The organism is Stenotrophomonas sp. STEN030, from assembly GCF_056759995.1.
This window is the reverse complement of sequence record NZ_JBRREB010000001.1, coordinates 40,130-57,306: the sequence shown is the minus strand read 5'-3', so window position 1 is coordinate 57,306 and position 17,177 is coordinate 40,130. Positions and strand designations below refer to the sequence as shown.

At 62.5% G+C, this 17,177-nt stretch carries 14 protein-coding genes; 5 read left to right on the top strand and 9 right to left on the bottom strand.

The genetic code is table 11. The features are described 5' to 3' along the window. The first annotated feature begins 702 nt into the window (after positions 1 to 702). Positions 703 to 2,973, top strand: a complete 2,271-nt coding sequence (locus ACVOLR_RS00250; protein WP_481534657.1) for an Ig-like domain-containing protein — start codon at positions 703 to 705, stop codon at positions 2,971 to 2,973. Between the two features lie 124 nt (positions 2,974 to 3,097). Here ACVOLR_RS00250 and ACVOLR_RS00245 read toward each other — a convergent pair whose 3' ends face one another. From ACVOLR_RS00245 to ACVOLR_RS00205, 9 genes are all read right to left on the bottom strand, one after another. Beyond that, positions 3,098 to 3,403, bottom strand: coding sequence for a BON domain-containing protein (locus tag ACVOLR_RS00245; protein WP_481534735.1), 306 nt, complete (start codon positions 3,401 to 3,403; stop codon positions 3,098 to 3,100). Positions 3,404 to 3,582: 179 nt separating this feature from the next. Then, positions 3,583 to 3,834, bottom strand: coding sequence for a hypothetical protein (locus tag ACVOLR_RS00240; protein ID WP_481534656.1), 252 nt, complete (start codon positions 3,832 to 3,834; stop codon positions 3,583 to 3,585). Between the two features lie 489 nt (positions 3,835 to 4,323). After that, positions 4,324 to 6,249, bottom strand: a complete 1,926-nt coding sequence (locus ACVOLR_RS00235; protein ID WP_481534655.1) for a CocE/NonD family hydrolase — start codon at positions 6,247 to 6,249, stop codon at positions 4,324 to 4,326. Between the two features lie 256 nt (positions 6,250 to 6,505). Then, complete coding sequence (locus tag ACVOLR_RS00230; RefSeq protein ID WP_481534654.1) at positions 6,506 to 7,348, bottom strand: hypothetical protein; 843 nt, start codon at positions 7,346 to 7,348, stop codon at positions 6,506 to 6,508. Continuing rightward, positions 7,345 to 7,842, bottom strand: a complete 498-nt coding sequence (locus tag ACVOLR_RS00225) for a LeuD/DmdB family oxidoreductase small subunit (protein WP_481534653.1) — start codon at positions 7,840 to 7,842, stop codon at positions 7,345 to 7,347. Before ACVOLR_RS00225 ends, ACVOLR_RS00230 begins: the two co-directional genes overlap by 4 nt. After that, positions 7,839 to 9,110, bottom strand: a complete 1,272-nt coding sequence (locus ACVOLR_RS00220) for a 3-isopropylmalate dehydratase large subunit (RefSeq protein WP_481534652.1) — start codon at positions 9,108 to 9,110, stop codon at positions 7,839 to 7,841. The genes ACVOLR_RS00225 and ACVOLR_RS00220 overlap by 4 nt, the downstream gene beginning before the upstream one ends. Before the next feature lie 8 nt (positions 9,111 to 9,118). Continuing rightward, positions 9,119 to 9,919, bottom strand: a complete 801-nt coding sequence (locus tag ACVOLR_RS00215) for a GntR family transcriptional regulator (RefSeq protein WP_481534651.1) — start codon at positions 9,917 to 9,919, stop codon at positions 9,119 to 9,121. A gap of 378 nt (positions 9,920 to 10,297) precedes the next feature. Next, positions 10,298 to 12,415: a TonB-dependent receptor gene (locus ACVOLR_RS00210; protein WP_481534650.1), complete on the bottom strand. Its 2,118-nt coding sequence runs from the start codon at positions 12,413 to 12,415 to the stop codon at positions 10,298 to 10,300. A gap of 335 nt (positions 12,416 to 12,750) precedes the next feature. Then, a complete protein-coding gene (locus ACVOLR_RS00205) occupies positions 12,751 to 13,539 on the bottom strand; it encodes a GntR family transcriptional regulator (protein WP_481534649.1) in 789 nt (262 codons plus the stop codon). Between the two features lie 56 nt (positions 13,540 to 13,595). Here ACVOLR_RS00205 and ACVOLR_RS00200 point away from each other — a divergent pair, with 56 nt between their 5' ends. The 4 genes from ACVOLR_RS00200 to ACVOLR_RS00185 are packed head-to-tail and all read left to right on the top strand — an operon-like array spanning position 13,596 to position 17,170. Beyond that, positions 13,596 to 14,375, top strand: coding sequence for an enoyl-CoA hydratase/isomerase family protein (locus ACVOLR_RS00200; RefSeq protein WP_481534648.1), 780 nt, complete (start codon positions 13,596 to 13,598; stop codon positions 14,373 to 14,375). 11 nt (positions 14,376 to 14,386) lie between these two features. Then, on the top strand, positions 14,387 to 14,719 hold the full coding sequence (locus ACVOLR_RS00195; protein WP_481534647.1) for a DUF1330 domain-containing protein: 333 nt from the start codon (positions 14,387 to 14,389) through the stop codon (positions 14,717 to 14,719). Then, positions 14,716 to 15,759 (top strand): nitrilase-related carbon-nitrogen hydrolase, encoded by a 1,044-nt coding sequence (locus ACVOLR_RS00190; RefSeq protein WP_481534646.1) that lies wholly within the window; start codon positions 14,716 to 14,718, stop codon positions 15,757 to 15,759. The genes ACVOLR_RS00195 and ACVOLR_RS00190 overlap by 4 nt, the downstream gene beginning before the upstream one ends. Further along, a complete protein-coding gene (locus tag ACVOLR_RS00185) occupies positions 15,752 to 17,170 on the top strand; it encodes an aldehyde dehydrogenase family protein (RefSeq protein WP_481534645.1) in 1,419 nt (472 codons plus the stop codon). Before ACVOLR_RS00190 ends, ACVOLR_RS00185 begins: the two co-directional genes overlap by 8 nt. Positions 17,171 to 17,177 lie beyond the last annotated feature (7 nt).

Below are 17,177 nucleotides of genomic sequence, written 5' to 3'. Positions count from 1 at the left end.
TTTCAGGAAAGGGCGATAAGTGGAATCCAGCAAGACGCTTGTCTGCGCAGTTTCGCCATGCTGAAGCCGGCGAGGTTTCGGAAGTGAAACCAGTTCTGGCGAAATTCCAGCGCCCAGCGGCATCCCGTTTCACAGATGAATCTGCAGGTTTAAAGGCCAAGGTATGGATACGGTTTCAAGTTGATTCCCATGTTGCTCTCCGGGGCCGCTACCGATAATCCTGCCAACGGCGTTGCATTGGCTGCTTGCATCGCCCAGACGTTCCAAAGCCAGTAGGGAGACGTGTTACCGCGCGTGAATACATGAAAGGAATTCCGCTCTGTGGCCGCGCTGGTTTGGACTTTTGCAGCAGCAACGAGGTTCTTGATTGGGACCTTGAGACGTATCGCGTGCTGCACGGTCGCATGGTGGCCATGTAGCAGACAGCATCAAGAGCAGAGTTCGATGCGCAAAGGTAGAGCCCCTCCAATCCACTGATTGGAACGCTACGACGAGCAGTTTGGGCAGGCGTCTCTACGCCGCCTTGCCCTGCCACTCGCGATGAGACACGCGTTTGTCGGCAACGACCTCCAGCAATGGCGCCGGAGGCCGCGCCGCCGTGCGCGTGCAGATAGCGCCATGAACACAGGCTTCGTTCTGACGTCAGGCGCACAGCCGCTGCAACGCAATTGCACGGCCTATTCAAGTCAATGGAGACAACAAGTGAACGCAGTGAGTTACGGTCAGATCCCGCAGACGGCGAAGTTCAACCCTCTCGATGTGTATGCCGGAGGCAGCGTCCCTGTGATCGAGGCGATCATCGACGATCAGGGCAGCAGGACGGGTGATATCGGCAACGGTGGCTATACCGATGATGGCCGCCCGGAGATCACCGGCAAAGGCAATCCGGGTGATCTCATCCATATCTATGATGGTTCTGAGCTGCTTGGGCGGGTTCGGGTAGCAGCAAATGGCGCGTGGACGTTCACGCCAGCTTTTCCGCTCTCCGACGGCAGGCACAGCATCAGCATCCTGCACGAATCCGACGACGGCGATGTCAGCGATCTGTCCGAGCCGTATGTGATCTTCGTTGACAAGGTTGCTCCCGAGGCGCCGTCAATAAGCGAGGTTTTGGACGACGTTGGACCGCAAACCGGTGCGATCAGCAATGGCGGCGGCACGGATGACAATATGCCCACGCTGTCGGGCAAGGGCGAGGCAGGCGCTACCGTCACCATCATCGACAACGGTCAGGTGATCGGTGAGACGCTGGTCGCCGATGACGGTAGCTGGGTGTTCACTCCGGATGCCGAACTTGCTGATGGTCAGCATGAATTTGAAGTGGTGATGACCGACAAGGCCGGCAATGCCTCCGACCATTCGGAGAAGCACATCATCGTGGTCAAGGCGCCGGTGCCCACACAGATTGCCACCGTCACTGCGATGGGCAAGGACTGGGGCGTGAGCAGCAGCGATTGGCTTACCAATGATGGCGGCGCCGGGCGCCTGATGCAGGGTTCGCTCAGCGCACAACTGGCTGCAGATGAACGCCTGTTGGTATCTACCGACGGTGGCGTGAGCTGGAGCGTGGCGACGGTGGATGGTCTCAGCTGGGCTGCACAGGACAAGAACAGCCACAGCGGCAACTGGTCTATCCAGACCATGGTGGTGAATGACGCTGGCCGCAGTGGCGAAGTGGAATCGCGAGCTGTATTCCTCGATACCCTCGCGCCGGATGCACCAACCAAACTCAGCGTCGACGGCTCCTACCTGACGGTGGCATTCAAGACAGCGGCCGTGTCCGCTGGCGACATTGTCAGTGTTGTATTGAATGGGCAGCGCTTTGATCAGGCACTGACCGTCAAGGATGTGGCGGCGGGAAGCGTGCGGATCTACCCGGGGTTCGCTGTCGCCAGCGGTGACGTCATGGCCGCGATCATCGACAAGGCTGGCAACAGCTCGAAGTACCGCGACATGGGCGACAACAAGCTCATCGACTTCAACAACGCCGGCTACGTAAATCTTAGTAGCGGGAAAAGCACGACCTACAACGGGCTGCGTATCACCTCCGAGGTCGATCATGATGTTTGGCAGATACCTGACGCGATCACCGGGCTGACCAGCTACGATCCCGCGGTCTATACCGGCATGAAGATCGGCGTCACCGGGCGTACCCGCATCGACTTCACCGAAGGCCCGGTTTCCGAGCTCAAGTTCCTGGTGACCAATCTGCAGACCGGCTACTTCGATCCCTCCGTGGTCAAGTTCTACACAGCCAGCGGTGCGTTGGTTGGGCAGCTGTCGCTGTCAGCGTATTGGCCGAACTCCTTGAATGCTTCGTTCAAGGCGCCGGCCGGGCAGGACTTCTCGTACATGGTGGTGAGCACCGGCTACAAGGTGCCGGGTTACACCGGTATTGGTTCGTGGGACTGGATTGGCTTGGATGACTTCCAGATACGTGGCGGTAGCAGCGAGCTCAACGTGCTCAGCAACCAGACGATCGATGGCAAGGCTGGCACCTACTATGGCGGTGACGAGGACAACGTGTTCTCGCTGGCCAATGTTGCCAACCTGACGGCTGCCAGCAGCGGCGGTGTTTCCGGTGGTGCTGGCGTGGACACGCTCAAGCTCACTGGCGCCAATCAGAAGTTGGATCTGGCGGCGTTGAAGGGCAGGATCGATTCCATCGAAGTTTTCGATATCACCGGTACTGGCAACAACAGCTTGAGTCTGTCACTGCAGGACGTTCTGGCCAATGGCCAGGTTGACCTGTTCCATCAAGGCGCAAAGCAGACAGTGCAGATGATGGTGAAGGGCAACGCTGGCGACGTGGTCAAACTGGATGATCTGCTCGGTGTTGGCGGCCCGGATCTGGGCGACTGGGCTTCGATGGGCAAACAGTCCATCGGCGGCGTCTCTTATGTTGTCTATCAGCACTCTGGTCTGGATGCCGAGTTGCTGGTGCAGGATACGGTGCGGGTGGACCTGATTTAAGGTGTACCGCTTGTTGTCGCCCGGGTAAGGGCGACAACAGGCTCCGATGCAACAGAAAGCGGCACCAGATGGTGCCGCTTTCTGTGTGTGCGTCCATCCGCGGGTTTGCAGTGCGATCAGCGCATCAATGCGCTGCAGCCACCATCAGCGCCGAGCTGTCCACATTTTTGACACCCTTGATGCCCTTGGCAGCGGCAATGGCCCGGTCGGCTTCGACCTTGCTGGCAACGGTGCCACTCAGTGCCACCACACCGTTGACGGTCTCGACCTTGATCTCCATGCCGGACACATCCTTGGTGGTCAGCAACTCGGCTTTCACCTTGGTGGTGATCCATGTATCGGTGCCGGGCTGTTCGGACTCATGACCGTGCGTGGATTGACCAGCGGCCTGCACGGTGAGGGCAGTGCCTGCGCAGCCAATGGCGATCATGCCTGCGAACAGCAGTTGCTTCATCTTGCGGGTATCCATGACGTGTCTCCGATCAGAGCAACGATGCTCCAACTGCAGGGTGCACGTAGCGCGATTAAGCCGATGACTGCATCCGGTGATGAGCAGGTGCAGGAAACGCAAATTTCGCGTAATGCACGGGCCGCGATGCGCATCGTGGCTCAAGCGATCATAAGATCCCAAGGAAGATTGGAATCATGGAACTTGAAGCGGTAGCCATCGAAATCGACCTGCTTGGCGATGTTGCCTTGCTCGTCGACCATCGTATGGAAGCAGACATCGCTAAGACCCATGGTGGCGACACGGCGGCCATCACTGCTGCCCTTGGCGATGTTCTTGGACTCGGTTGCCAGCAGGGTGACGAGTCGAAGCTGACGGCCAGGCCCTTCGAGGAAAAATTTAATCTTGTCCATTGGCATTACTCCGGTATGCGATCCCCCCGAATCCCGCCATCAAGCTATAGCCCGTATCATGAACACGCGGCAATGATGGGGTTCGCATTACGGGCATTGCTTCGTATCTGCACGGCAAAATCACAGCTTTGATGTGCGCTGCGTTGCGGTCTGCCACGCAGCGTTAACAATCACCAAGGCGCAACCGACACGGCGATGGCCAGGACGATGACGGCGACGCCGATCAGGATGATGCTGCGCTGGCTAAGTCTTCTGCGCTTCATACATGCTCCGTTGCGTTGCAGGCAATGTTGCTACCTACAGCTGTAACAGATGTATCTGCAACGGCAGAGAAACAAGGCCAAACGCCTGCATGTAGGAGCGGCGTAAGCCGCGAAGCTCACGCCGCTTCCGTTGCAGCAGAATTCGTCACCAACAGATTCATATCCGCGAGCATCGCGCAGGCTTTACACGATGATGGCCGTCGCCAAGGCAGCTACCAAAACACCATCACTCAACAACCGGAAGCGTGATGTAGCTGGGATGCTCGCTGCTGTTCCAGATACGCTGCGTGGCCTTGCGGTAGTCACCGGGCTGGGCGAAGAAGATGTTGTCCACGTACTTCTGTGGATTGCGGTCGTAGAGCGGGAACAGGCTGGACTGCACCTGCACCATCAAGCGGTGCCCGGGTTGCAGGGTCTGGTTCACGTTGGGCAGATCGAAACTGTAAGTCTGCGGCGCATCCGGCGTGATCGCTTTCGGCTGGCTGAAACTCTCGCGATAGCGACCGCGGAAGATGCTGACCGCCAACGGCAGCTGGTAACCGGCCATCTTCGGGTTGTCGGGATACTGATCGGGATAGACATCGATCAGCTTGACCACCCAGTCGCTGTCGCTGCCCGAAGTGGATGCACTGAGCTGCACCTGCGGAATGCCCGCCAGCTTCATCGGCTTGTCCAATACCGGGCCGGTGTAAGTCAGCACATCGGTGCGACCATCGACGAAGCGCTGGTCGCGCACCAGCCATGTCGTCCAGACATCGCGATCACCCATGTTGACCGGTCGCGGCACGAAGGGAACAGGCTTGGCCGGATCGGAAACATATTCGGCGTACTGCGCGCCGCTGTTGGTGCTGCTGAAGCCAAGCTGCGCGTCGGCATTGAGATAGAGTCTGCGTGCATTGCCGGTGCAGCCTTGCGTGCAGCTCTGCGGCCAGTTGCTGTAGCTGTCCCAGCGATTGCTGCCTGCGTTGTAGACCCACACCGGCGGCGTGTCGGCAGCTGGTGCGCCGTCCTTGAGGTATTGGTCGAAGAACGGCTTGAGCACATCGCGCCGCCACTGCAATGCGGTGTCGCCGTTGAAGTCCAGCGCGCCGAGCGAGCTGCCGTTGTAATTGGCGCCGCTGTGTCGCCAGGGCCCGATCACCAGGAAGTTGCGCTTGTTGTCGTGGTCCTTGGGTTCCAATGCGGCCCAGGCGGTATGTGCGCCATAGATATCTTCCTGGTCCCACAGGCCTTGCTCCCACATGGTGGGAACCGTGATCTCCGGCAGCTCGGCCAATAGTTTGTCCAGCGCCTGCTGCTGCCAGAATGCGTCGTAGGCCGGGTGCTCACTGACCTTGTGCCAGGCCGGTATCTGTTCCAGCCCCAGGGTCTTGGCGAAGGCACCAACCGAACCCGCCTGCAGGAAGCTGCTGTAGTCATCGCCGGTTGGCATGGCGATTTTTGCGCCGGTACCGCGCGCAGTCATCTGCCCGCTGAAGTAGCCGAGGTTTACCTGCCGATAGGCACCGTGCTGGAACCAGTCATCGCCCATCCAGCCGTCGATCATCGGGCTTTCCGGCGCGGCCACTTTCAGCGCGGGGTGCGGATCAAGCAAGGTCATCACCACGGTGAAGCCTTCGTAGGAAGAGCCGAGCATGCCGACCTTGCCATTGGACTCGGGCAGGTGTTTTACCAGCCAGTCGATGCTGTCCCAGGCATCAGTGCTGTGATCGATCTTGCTAGGATTGAGCGGGCCGCGTGGCGGTCGCGTCATCACGTAATCACCTTCCGAGCCGTACTTGCCGCGCACATCCTGGAACACGCGGATGTAGCCGTCCTCGGCGAACACGGTGTCGCCTTGGGCGAGGGCATCGACCAGATGCGTCGCCCCAGGTGTGCGATCAACCCGGCCAGCCGCGTTGTAAGGCGTTCTGGTAAACAGGATCGGCGCGTTGTGCGCGCCCTTGGGAATCATGATGACGGTGTAGAGCTTGACCCCATCGCGCATCGGGATCATCACCTCGCGCTTGTCGAAGTCGCGGGCTGGCTGTGGGGCGATGAATTTCTTGCCGGTGATGTCCGGCGTCATCGGCGCGACCTGCGCCGCGGCTGGCGTTGCCACGCCCAGGTAGGTGATGGCAGCGATGGCTGCAGCCAGCGTCAGGGTCCGCATTGCGCCTACCTCAAGTGCTTGGGTAAACGCTGACGCTATGCTTGTGTAGTGCTGGTTACACATGGCAAAGGTCATGGGAGCAATGCGAAAGGCACCCCTCCCCAACCCTCCCCTGCACCTTCGGTGCAAGGGAGGGGGCTGTTGGCGGCGCTCTGCCAGTTCATGGTAGCGCCGCTTCTACCCCCTCCCTTGCGCGAAGCGCAGGGGAGGGTTGGGGAGGGGTGCTTTGGAGCTGTTGCCTTTACTTGGCATCCCATTACCCAACAAGCAACTCCACATGCTCTCCAGCTGGCCCGCGCAGGCTGCGTCGCTCACCAGCATCCATGGCAACCCAGCCGGCCTCAGCCAGCACAGCAGCATCCACCGCCGGCAAACGCAGCCCCAGGCTGTACTGACCCGCATGCCGCTGCTCGTTCGAAGCAGGCAGGTCAACCTGGTCAATCTCCACCATGCACTGCCCGGGCATCGGCACCACGGCCACCGGGTAGCGGCCGTCCAAGGCCTGCCCATAGGCACGATTGAGTACAGTGATCTTGGTATCGAACGCCCAACCCTTGGCACCCAATAATGCAGACCAGGCACGTTGCGAGGCATCACGATCTGGTGTGGTCATCACCCCGATGAAGGTGTTGGCAACCGTAGCGTCGGTCATCGGCAGGTCGAACGGCGGCACCGCTGCCTTGATCTGGGTGAGGTAAAGCAGCTCACCGCAGGGGCCCAGCACCTGCGCGGCGCGGATGGCATCGCTCAGTTCCAGATTGGCGGCCGGACCCAATACCTTGAACGGCGCCTGCAGGCCGGCGGCCAAGCTGTCGATATCGCCAACCAGCACTTCCAGCGACAACCAGCCGTGGCGGAACATGGGTTCGGCAACGACTGCATGCGGGTCTTCAATCACCCGCAGCACCGGCTCGCCCGCGCTGTTGGCCAGCCATGCCAGCGGCGCGCCGACAAGATCCACCAGATCGAGTGCAGCGGCATCCTCGGCACCCAGTGCGCCGCGTTGCTGCACCTGCAACGCCAGCTGCGTGACATAGGCGGCGCAGACCTGCTGCAGGTCCGGCGCAATCAAGGTCGCATGGATGATGCCTTGCTTCATGTGCGCCGCTCCGTCGCCAGCTTGCGCTCCAGCCACGGCATCAGCCCGCCGCCGGCAACGATCGCCATCAGCTCGGTGGGAATCTTCTCGCAGTCGAACTCACGACCTGTGCTGTGATTGATGATGCGTCCCTCCACCGGGCGTACTTCCAGTTCATCGCCACGCGATGCCTCAAGCGTCGCACACACCAGCGCGGGAACGCCGAGATTGAGTGCGTTGCGATAGAAGATACGTGCGAATGACTTGGCGATGATCGCGCCTACGCCAAGCTCGGCCAGCGCCTGCACCGCCTGTTCGCGTGAGGAACCAATGCCGAAGGATTCACCACCCACCACGATGTCGCCGCGGCGAACTTCGCTTGCGAAGTCCGGGTCCACCGCTTCCAGGCAGTGGCTGGCGAGCACGCTCATTGGTTCGCGCATGTAGGGACCGGGCGCCAGCACATCGGTATCGATGCGGTCGCCGAACACGAAGGCTTTGCCACGGACGTTCAAACATTTTCTCCCAACAACTCGCGTGGATCGCAGATCTCGCCTTTAACCGCGGCGGCGGCAACGCTGTATGGCGAGCCGAGATAGACCTGTGCCTCGGCCGAGCCCATTCGGCCCTTGAAGTTGCGCGCGGTGGTGGACATGCATACTTCGCCGCTGCTGAGCATGCCCGCGCCCATGCCGGCACAGGCGCCGCAGCCGGACGGCAGCAGGATGGCGCCGGCTTCGGTCAGCGTCGCCAGCGTGCCTTCGGCTGCGGCCTGCGCAGTCATCGCTACCGAGGCCGGGGCGATCAGCAGACGCGTGCCTTTGGCGATCTTGCGGCCCTTCAATACTTCGGCTGCCATGCGCAGGTCAGTGAGCTTGGCGCCGGTGCAGGCACCGATGTATGCCTGATCGACGTGCACTTTGCCGTGCTCGCCTACCGGACGGCTGTTTGCCGGGCTGTGCGGCGCGGCCACATGCGGCGCGATCTGCGCTGCGTCATAGCGGTAGTGGTGGAGGTAGTTGGCATCGGCATCGCTGCGCCATTGCGCAAGATCACCGTTGAAAGGTTTGCCGGCCTGTTCCAGCGCGGCGAGCGTGGTCGCGTCGGGCTCGACGATGCCAGTCTCGGCGCCGAGCTCGGCGGCCATGTTGCATAGGGTCAGGCGCTCATGCATCGGCATTGCCTGCACCGCGCTGCCACCGTATTCGAACACCTGGCCTTCGTTGCCCATGCCGTACTGGCCGCACAGCATCAACATCACATCCTTGGCACTGACGCCCGCACCGAGCACGCCATCGAGTTGCACGCGGGTGGTCTGCGGCACACGCAGCCAGACTTCACCGGTGACCAGTGCGCCGGTGATGTCGGTGGCGCCCATGCCGACCATGAAGGCACCAAAGGCGCCACCGCTGGGCGAGTGCGAATCACCGCCAATGCAGAAAATGCCGGGCTGCACGTGGCCGTGTTCCTGCAGCACCACATGGCAGATGCCGAGCATGTCGTAGTGGGTGACGCCATGCGCCTGCGCCCACTTGCGGGTGAGGGCGAGGATGTCGGCGCTTTCCATGTCCACCGCCGGTACGAAATGGTCGGAGACCACCACGACTTTGTTCGGGTCCCACACCTTGGCACCGAGCTTTTCCAGCCGTGAGGCGACCCGGCGCGGACCGCCGGAGTCATGCATCATCAGCAGGTCGAGCTTGGCGGTGAGGATTTCACCCGCCTGCACGGCCTCACGCCCACAGGCACGGGCGAGGATTTTTTCGGCAAGCGTTGCACTCACAGTTGCACTCAAACAAATGTCTCCGGCTTGTTGGTTTCGTAGTCCAGGCGCATCTGGTAACGCAGCTGGTCGGGGCGATATTGGATGTCGAGCAGATCCAGCAACTGCTGGTCGGGGCCGTAGGAACGGCGGGTCAGGTTCATCACTGCCTGGCCGGGCGACATCTGCAGGTGCATGGCGGTCATCGCGCCGGCACGCAGCGCACTGACGGTCTGCTGGACCTGCACGAAGCGGATGCCACAGCGGCGGAACAAAGCGATGCGCGAGCCATAGGCCAGTTGTTCGGCGTTGAACTCCGGATGTGCGGTGCGGGTCCAGCTGGCGTAGTAGCCGAAGGCCTGGCCGTGGCGCGAGCGCACCCGCACGCAATGCACCAGGGTTTCCTGTGGGCCGCTGCCGAACTGCTCGCGGATCGGCTCGGGTGGGACCACGCGTTCCCAGCCAAGCAGGCGTACCTGGGTATTGCTGGCCAGGGTATCGAGGCTGTGGATCAGCTCGCCCAGCGGCGTCTTCAGCGGCATCGGGATGCTGGAGCTACGGCTGCTGCTGCCACCGACCACACGGGTGCCGCGTCCGCGCTGGCGTACCAGCAGGCCATCGTTGGCCAGCAGCTGCAGCGCCTGGCGCACGGTGACCCGCGAGATGCGCAGGCGCCGGGCCAGCTCTTCCTCACGGGGCAGCTGTTCGCCGTCGCCGATCTCGCCGCGTTCGATCAGCCCACGCAGGAAGCCCTGTAGCTGGTGGTACAGCGGCGCATGCAGGTCACGGCGGAGGATGCCCTCCAGGGATTGGGTGGTGAACGGGTCCACGGTGGGCTACCAGCAGGTCCGAAGTAATCTTAATGATATATCTATATAGCTAAAAGGGTCGTAGGTATAGACCTTGTTGTGTTTCGGGCAGTAATCGGTTGGGTTGGGAGGCGCTCTCGCTGGCTGATGCGTCGCCGGGAAGGCCCCTGCCGAGCATGGCTCGGCACTACCGCTTTAGCCCCTCTCCCGCTTGCGGGAGAGGGGTTGGGGTGAGGGCGCTCTGGCCTTGGCGGGTGAAGCCGCTGCCGAGCATGGCTCGGCACTGCCGCTTTAGCCCCTCTCCCGCCTGCGGGAGAGGGGTTGGGGTGAGGGCGCTCTGGCCTTGGCGGGCGAAGCCCCTGCCGAGCATGGCTCGGCACTACCTGTCGCTATCCGCCCTCACCAGAACCGGTAGCTGAACTCCATGCCGTAGGTACGCGGCACGTTCGGGTAGATCACGCCTACGCCCAGTCCAGCGATATCAAAGCCGCCGGTGGAGGCGAATTCATTGCTCAGGTTCTTGCCCCATAGCGCCACCGACCACTGCGCATCACGCGGTTCGTAGGCGATGCGTGCGTTGTACTCATGCCCGGCCTTGCGCATGATCAGACGCGAGGCATCCTGGTTCTGGAAGTAGTCGTCGGTGTAGCGCGCCTGTGCACTGAACACCAGGTCGGCATTGCCAAGCGGTTGCACGTAACTGCTGCCGAAGGTCCATTGCAGCTTCGGTGCGTTCTTCATCGGGTGGCCGCGGAAGTAGGCGGCGTTGATGGCCTTGTACTTCTGGTATTCCGAATCGATGGTGCCGAGCGTGGCGTTGAGCTTCAGCCCGCGGGTCAGCTGCGCCTCTGCTTCCAGCTCGATGCCCTGGATCAGGGCGCCGGTGGCGTTGGTGACCACGAAGATGCCTTCAGGGTTTACTGCGGCCAATTGGATGCCGTCGTAATCCAGTCTGTAGTAATTGCCGTTCAAGCGCAGGCGGTTTTCCCACAGCGTCGACTTGATGCCTATCTCATAGGCGCGCAGGGTTTCTGCATCCACCTGCACCAGGGTTGTCGGCGTGCTGCCGCGGCCATTGAAGCCGCCACTCTTGAAGCCGGTGGTGACGCTGGCGTAGCCCATCACGTTGTCATTGAAGTTGTAGGACAGCAGCGCCTTCCAGTCCGGGCGGTTCCAACTGTTGCTCATGTTCTTGCTGAAATTGGGGTCGCCATTGGCCTTGACCGCGCGCACCGAGAAATCCTTGCTCTCATAGCTGTAGCGGCCGCCCAGGGTGAGGGTCAGCTTGTCGGTGAATTTATAGTCACCCTGTGCGTAGATCGCATACGCCGAGGTGTCCTGGGCGATGTAGTTGGTGCCACCGCGCACGAAGATGTCGCTGCGGGTTGGCTGGTCGTTGTGTTCCTTGAACGCGAACACGCCGGCTACCCAGCTGAAAGGACCGTCCAGCTGCGAGGTGAATTGCGCCTCGTAACCCTTCTGGTTCTGGTGCTGGTCCTGTTCAAGGTGATAGCGGGTCTGCGCGGTGCCGTCCACGTCCATGTAGAAGTGATGGTCCAGCGTGCGGTAGTGCGCGATGCTGCGCCAGGAGAACGCACCGAAGTCGGTTTCATTGGTCAGTGCAACGCCGAACTGGTCGATGTCGTTCAAGCCCAGCGTGTCGGTTTCGGTCTTGTAGAAGCTGCCCAGGCGCGGCACCTGGTTGCCATTGGCATCCAGTGCTACCGGTGTGCCCCAGGCCGGGGTGGAGCGCTCGCGCAGGCGGTCGATGCTCAAGGTGGCATAGGAGGCTTCGCCCCAGGTCGAGGCCAGCGACAGGCGCCCGGCCAGCACGTCCTGGTCGTTGACCATGCGATTGTGGGTGATGTCCTTGAGTATGCCATCGCGCTGGCGGCTGAGTGCGGCAGCGGAGATATCCAGCGTCTCGCCGATGCGGGTGGCAAAACTCAGCCGCGCGTCGCGGCGGCCGAGGTTGCCGATGCTGCCATCCAGCGCCAGCTTGCTTTCGCCGGTGGGCTTGCGCGAGATGTAGCGGATTGCGCCGCCGGTTGCATTGCGGCCGTACAGCGTGCCCTGCGGGCCGCGCAGCACTTCGATGCGCTCGACGTCATACAGGTCGAACATCGCCCCGTTCTGGCGCGGGATGTAGACATCGTCGATGTACAACGCCACTGCCGGGTCATTGGTGAACATCGACTCATCGGCACCCACACCGCGCATGAAGATCTTGGCGCCGGAACTGGTGCCGGTGTTCTGCTCGATGATGATGTTGGGCGCGGCGAACTTGATGTCGTCCACGCGCTTGACTTGCATGCGGTCCAGCTCCGGCCCGCTGATCACGCTCATGCTCAGCGGCGTCTTCTGCATCTGCGCTTCGCGGCGTTGCGCGGTGACGCTGACCTGATCCAGCTGCACCGCCTGATCGTCACCGCTGGCCTGCTGCGCCAGCGCGGGGTTGCTGCCAAGGGCGGTCACGATCGCGACTGCCAGCGCACTGCGGTACAGAACTTCCTTCATTGCCTGCCTCATAGCGTGAACGGGGATAGGTGGCGCAGGCGCACAGCGGTCAGTGGCGTGCCGGTGCGTCTGCTTTCCAGTCTTTCGCTATTTGTCCGGACAATCAATGTGGCAAAAGCGGAGCCGTCACAGCTTCGTCGTGCGCTGCAGCAAGCGCATAAGCAATTGATCGAACGGGGAAAGTGGCCAAAATTGCAGCGCTCCCGTGTTGCACTGCAAAGGCATATAGGTCTTAGCCTTATGTCTTTCCGGCCGGGCAGCGCAGCCTGCCAAACGCAAAACGCCGCCCGGTCGGGGCGGCGTTTTCGCAGCGGGGAGCTGGTGGTGCTGACGGCTTACAGCGGGGTGCCGTCGTCCACGTCCAGGGTCATCTGGTAGGTGAACTGGTCCGGCCGGTACTGCACGTTGAGCAGGTCGACCAGATTGCCGTCGCCATCGTAGGAGCGGCGCTCCAAGGCCAGCAGTGCCGTGCCCGGTTCCACTTTCAGGTGCAGGGCGGCGATGGCGTCGGCGTTCACTGCTGACAGCACCTGTTCCACCTGCTTGATCTGGATGCCGGCGGCATGGAACAGCTTCAAGCGCGAGCTGTTGGCCAGCCGTGCCTCGTTGAATTCGGGGTGATCGGTATTGGTCCAGCTGATGTAGTAGCCGAACGGGACATCGCCACGCAGGCGCAGGCGGATCGCCTGCACCAGCACGTCGCGTGGGCCGGTATCGAACAGTGCCCGGATCGGCTCCGGCGGCACCCCGCGGCGGAACTGCAGCAGCTGCACCTTGGTGTGTTCGGCCAGCACTTCCAGGCTTTCCAGCAGCCCGGTCAGCGGGCTGTGCATCGGCTTGGGCCGGGAACGGTGGATGACATGGGTGCCCTTGCCGCGGCGGCGCTCTACCAGGCCCTCGGCGGCCAGTTCGTCCAGCGCCCGCTTGGCGGTGATGCGCGACACGCCAAAGCCGTCGGCCAGGTCGAACTCGGTGGGAATGCGGGCGCCGCGCGGGATCTCGCCATTGAGGATGCGGTCGCGCAGCAGGCTGAACATCTGGTGGTAAAGGGGCGTCGGCAAGTCATTGCGCAACAGCTTGTGCGCGTTGGCACTCAATAGTGTGGCCAGTGTGTCTTGGGACATCTCGCTTCACCCTCCTTTGGCTTAATGCTATAACGATAGAACAAATAGGATAGGCCATGGTCACTGAAGAAACCGTGATTTGCTGGAGCCGTGACGGCGCGCTCGCCCGCATCGGCATCCACCGACCCGACAAGCGCAATGCCCTGGCCACCCGCCACTGGGCGGCGATCGAGGCCGCACTGGACGCGATTGCCGCCAGTGACGCCCAGATCGTGGTGGTATCCGGCGTGCCGGGGGCGTTCAGTGCCGGCGCCGATATCGACGAACTCGGTCAGCTGCTCACCGCTCCGGAGGCCTTTGCCGCCAACAACGCCCAGGTCCAACGCACCCAGCTCAAACTGCAACGCTTGCCGCAGACCACGCTGGCCGTCATCGACGGCGCCTGCGTGGGCGGCGGCCTTGGCTTGGCCTTGGCCTGTGACCTGCGCCTGGCCAGTGCCCGCAGCCGGTTCGCTATCACCCCAGCCAAGCTCGGTTTAGTTTACAGCGCCGATGACAGCCGTCGGCTGGTCAACACGGTCGGCATGGCCCGCACCCGCGAAATGCTGTTGACCGGACGCCTGCTCGATGCCGCCACCGCACTGGATTGGGGCCTGGTCAACCAGTTGGCGGGTGAGGACGGCATCGAGGCACTGGAACAGGCACAGGTCCAGCAGTTGCTGGCCACCTCCGGCCAAGCGCGGCGCGCAATCAAGACCGTGCTCGGCCACCTTGGTGGCGATGCCAGCATCGGCGTGGCGCAGGCCGAGGCGGCCTTCAATGATGCCTTCAGCAGCAGCGATTTCGTCGAGGGCGCGGCTGCGTTTCTCGACAAGCGCGCGCCGCGTTTCGGCTGAGGCCAGTGCACATGCCGGCCTATCTGATCATCGAAGCGTACATCACCGATCCGCAGGGCTTTGCCGCCTATGCCCGCGCAACCCCGGCCGTCGTCGCACGCCATGGCGGCCACTACCTGGTGATGGGCGGCGAACAACACAGTCTGGAAGGCGTGCACGCGCCAAGCCGTACGGTGATTTCCTGCTGGCCCGACCGTGAGGCAGCCATGGCGTTCTGGCACAGCGCCGACTACGCCGCGATCAAACCGCTGCGCGCCGGCACCGGCAGCTTCCGCGTGCTGCTAGCCGATGGCGTGCAGACGCAAGACCTCAACGACACCGCAACCGAAGGTAAGGCTCCATGATCGACGCTTATCGCGCGCTGGCCCTGCAGACCACCTGCCGCGCCATCAATGCCTGTGCAACACCGGCCGCTGCCGCTGCAGCGGTGGCTGACAACATCGAGCGGGTAGGCCGGCAGATCCGCGCCTCCAAAGCCTTCATCGGCGCCGACCTGAAGCTGGTGGTGCTGCCGGAGTACTTCGCCACCAGCTATCCGCTGGGCGACACCATTCCCGGCTGGGCGGCCAAGGGCTGCTTCTCCATGGATGGCGCCGAGTACGAACAGCTCGGCCGCATCGCCCAGGACAACGGCGTGTATCTGTGCTCCAACGCCTACGAGCGCGATCCCAACTTCCCGGAGCTGTACTTCCAGTCCTCGGTGATCCTTGACGACAGCGGCAACCAGATCCTGCGCTACCGGCGGTTGATCTCGCTATACGCACCCAGCCCGCATGATGTCTGGGACAAGTACCTGGACGTGTACGGCATCGACGGCGTGTTCCCGGTCGCGCGCACACCGCTCGGCCGCCTGTCCTGCATCGCCTCGGAAGAAATTCTTTACCCGGAAATCGCGCGGGCGATGGGACTGCGCGGTGCCGAAGTGTTCCTGCATTCGACCAGTGAAGTCGGCAGCCCGGAACTTACCCCCAAAGACATTGCCAAGCGCGCCCGCGCGCTGGAAAACATGGCCTATGTGGTTTCGGCCAATACCGCCGGCATCAGTGGCGTGGACATTCCGCTGGGCAGCGCCGATGGCATGAGCAAGATTGTCGATGACCAGGGCCGGGTGCTGTCCGCCGCCGGTACCGGCGAGTCGATGGCCGCCTACGCCGATCTGGATATCGCCGGCCTGCGCCGCCGCCGCCTGCGCCCGGGCATGGGCAATTTCCTGTCGCGGCTGCCGCAGGCTGCGATCAATGCCGGCCTCGGCAGCACCGCCTTGAAGCCCAACGCGCTGCTGGACGGAGACGGCATGAAGATCCCACAGCGGGCCGACTTCGCTGCCCGCCAGAAAGCCACCCTTGATGCACTGCTGAGCGCCGGAGTATTGGGCAATGACTGACGCAACCACGCTGCCGCTACGCAATCCGCGCACCGGCCTGTTCGATGGCGAACTGCCGATCACCTCTGCTGTCGAGGTTGCTCCCTTGGGCGCAGGCCTGCGCAAGGCGCAGCTCGATTGGGCCGCGTGCAGCATCGAAGAACGCTGCGCACGCTTAAATGCTTTGGCCGATGCGCTGGTCGCACGCCGCGACGGATTTCTTGATGCACTGCTGGCCGATACCGGCCGCTGGCACGAATCGCAGATTGAAGTGGATGGAACTGTCGCCGCGATTCGCCGCTGGGCGCAGCAGGCGGCAGCGTGTCTGGCGGAAAAGCCCGCGCAACAGGAGGCCATTCCCTTCATCCACAGCCAGCAGACCTGGGTGCCGTTCGCGGTGGTAGGAGTGATCAGCCCATGGAACTTCCCGCTGATGCTGACCCTGATCGATGCCGTGCCGGCGCTTGCCGCAGGCTGCAGCATCCTGGCCAAGCCCAGCGAAGTCACCTCGCGCTTCGTGCCGTTGCTGCGTGAAGCATTGGATGAAGCCGGGCTTGGCGAGGTGTTCAAGCTGGTCACCGGCGCTGGCGCTACCGGCCAGGCGGTGATCGAGGCCAGCGATCAGATCTGTTTTACCGGCTCGGTAGCCACCGGCCGCAAGGTAGGCGAAGCCTGTGCACGCCGCTTCATTCCCGCTTCGTTGGAGCTCGGTGGCAAGGACCCGGCACTGGTGCTGTCCGACGCCAATATCGAGCATGCCGCACGCGCCTTGGCTTGGGGAAGCTTCGTCAACGGCGGCCAGAGCTGCATGTCGATCGAGCGCGTCTATGTGGAGGCACCGGTGGCCGATGCCTTCATCGCCGCACTGGTAAAAGAAGCTGATGCGTTGCAGCTGGCGTGGCCGGACCCAAAGCAGGGCCATATCGGCCCGGTGATTGCTGCCTCGCAGGTTGAGCTGGTGCGCAGCCAGTTGGCCGACGCCAAGGCCAAGGGCGCTCGCGCGCTGACCGGCGGTGAGCTGATCGATCATGGCGGCGTCTGGTGCCCGCCGACGGTATTGGTCGACGTTACCGACGAAATGGCCGTAGTCGCCGATGAGAGCTTCGCCAGCGTATTGCCGGTGATGGTGGTTGCCGATGAAGCCGAAGCCATCGCGCGTGCCAACGCGACCGAGTTCGGTTTGTCGGCTGCGGTATTCACTCAGAATCCCGAGCGAGCGCAGCGGGTGGCACGTCAGCTGCAGGCTGGTGGCATCTCCATCAACGATGCCTGCCTGACCGGCATGGTGCAGACCGCCGAAAAGCAGAGCTTCAAGCTCTCCGGCATGGGCGGCTCACGCATGGGCACAGCCTCGATCCGCCGCTTCGTGCGCGCACGCGCGCTGTTGATCAATACCGGCACCGCATCACCTTGGTGGTTCCCTGCAGCGTAAGGTGTTG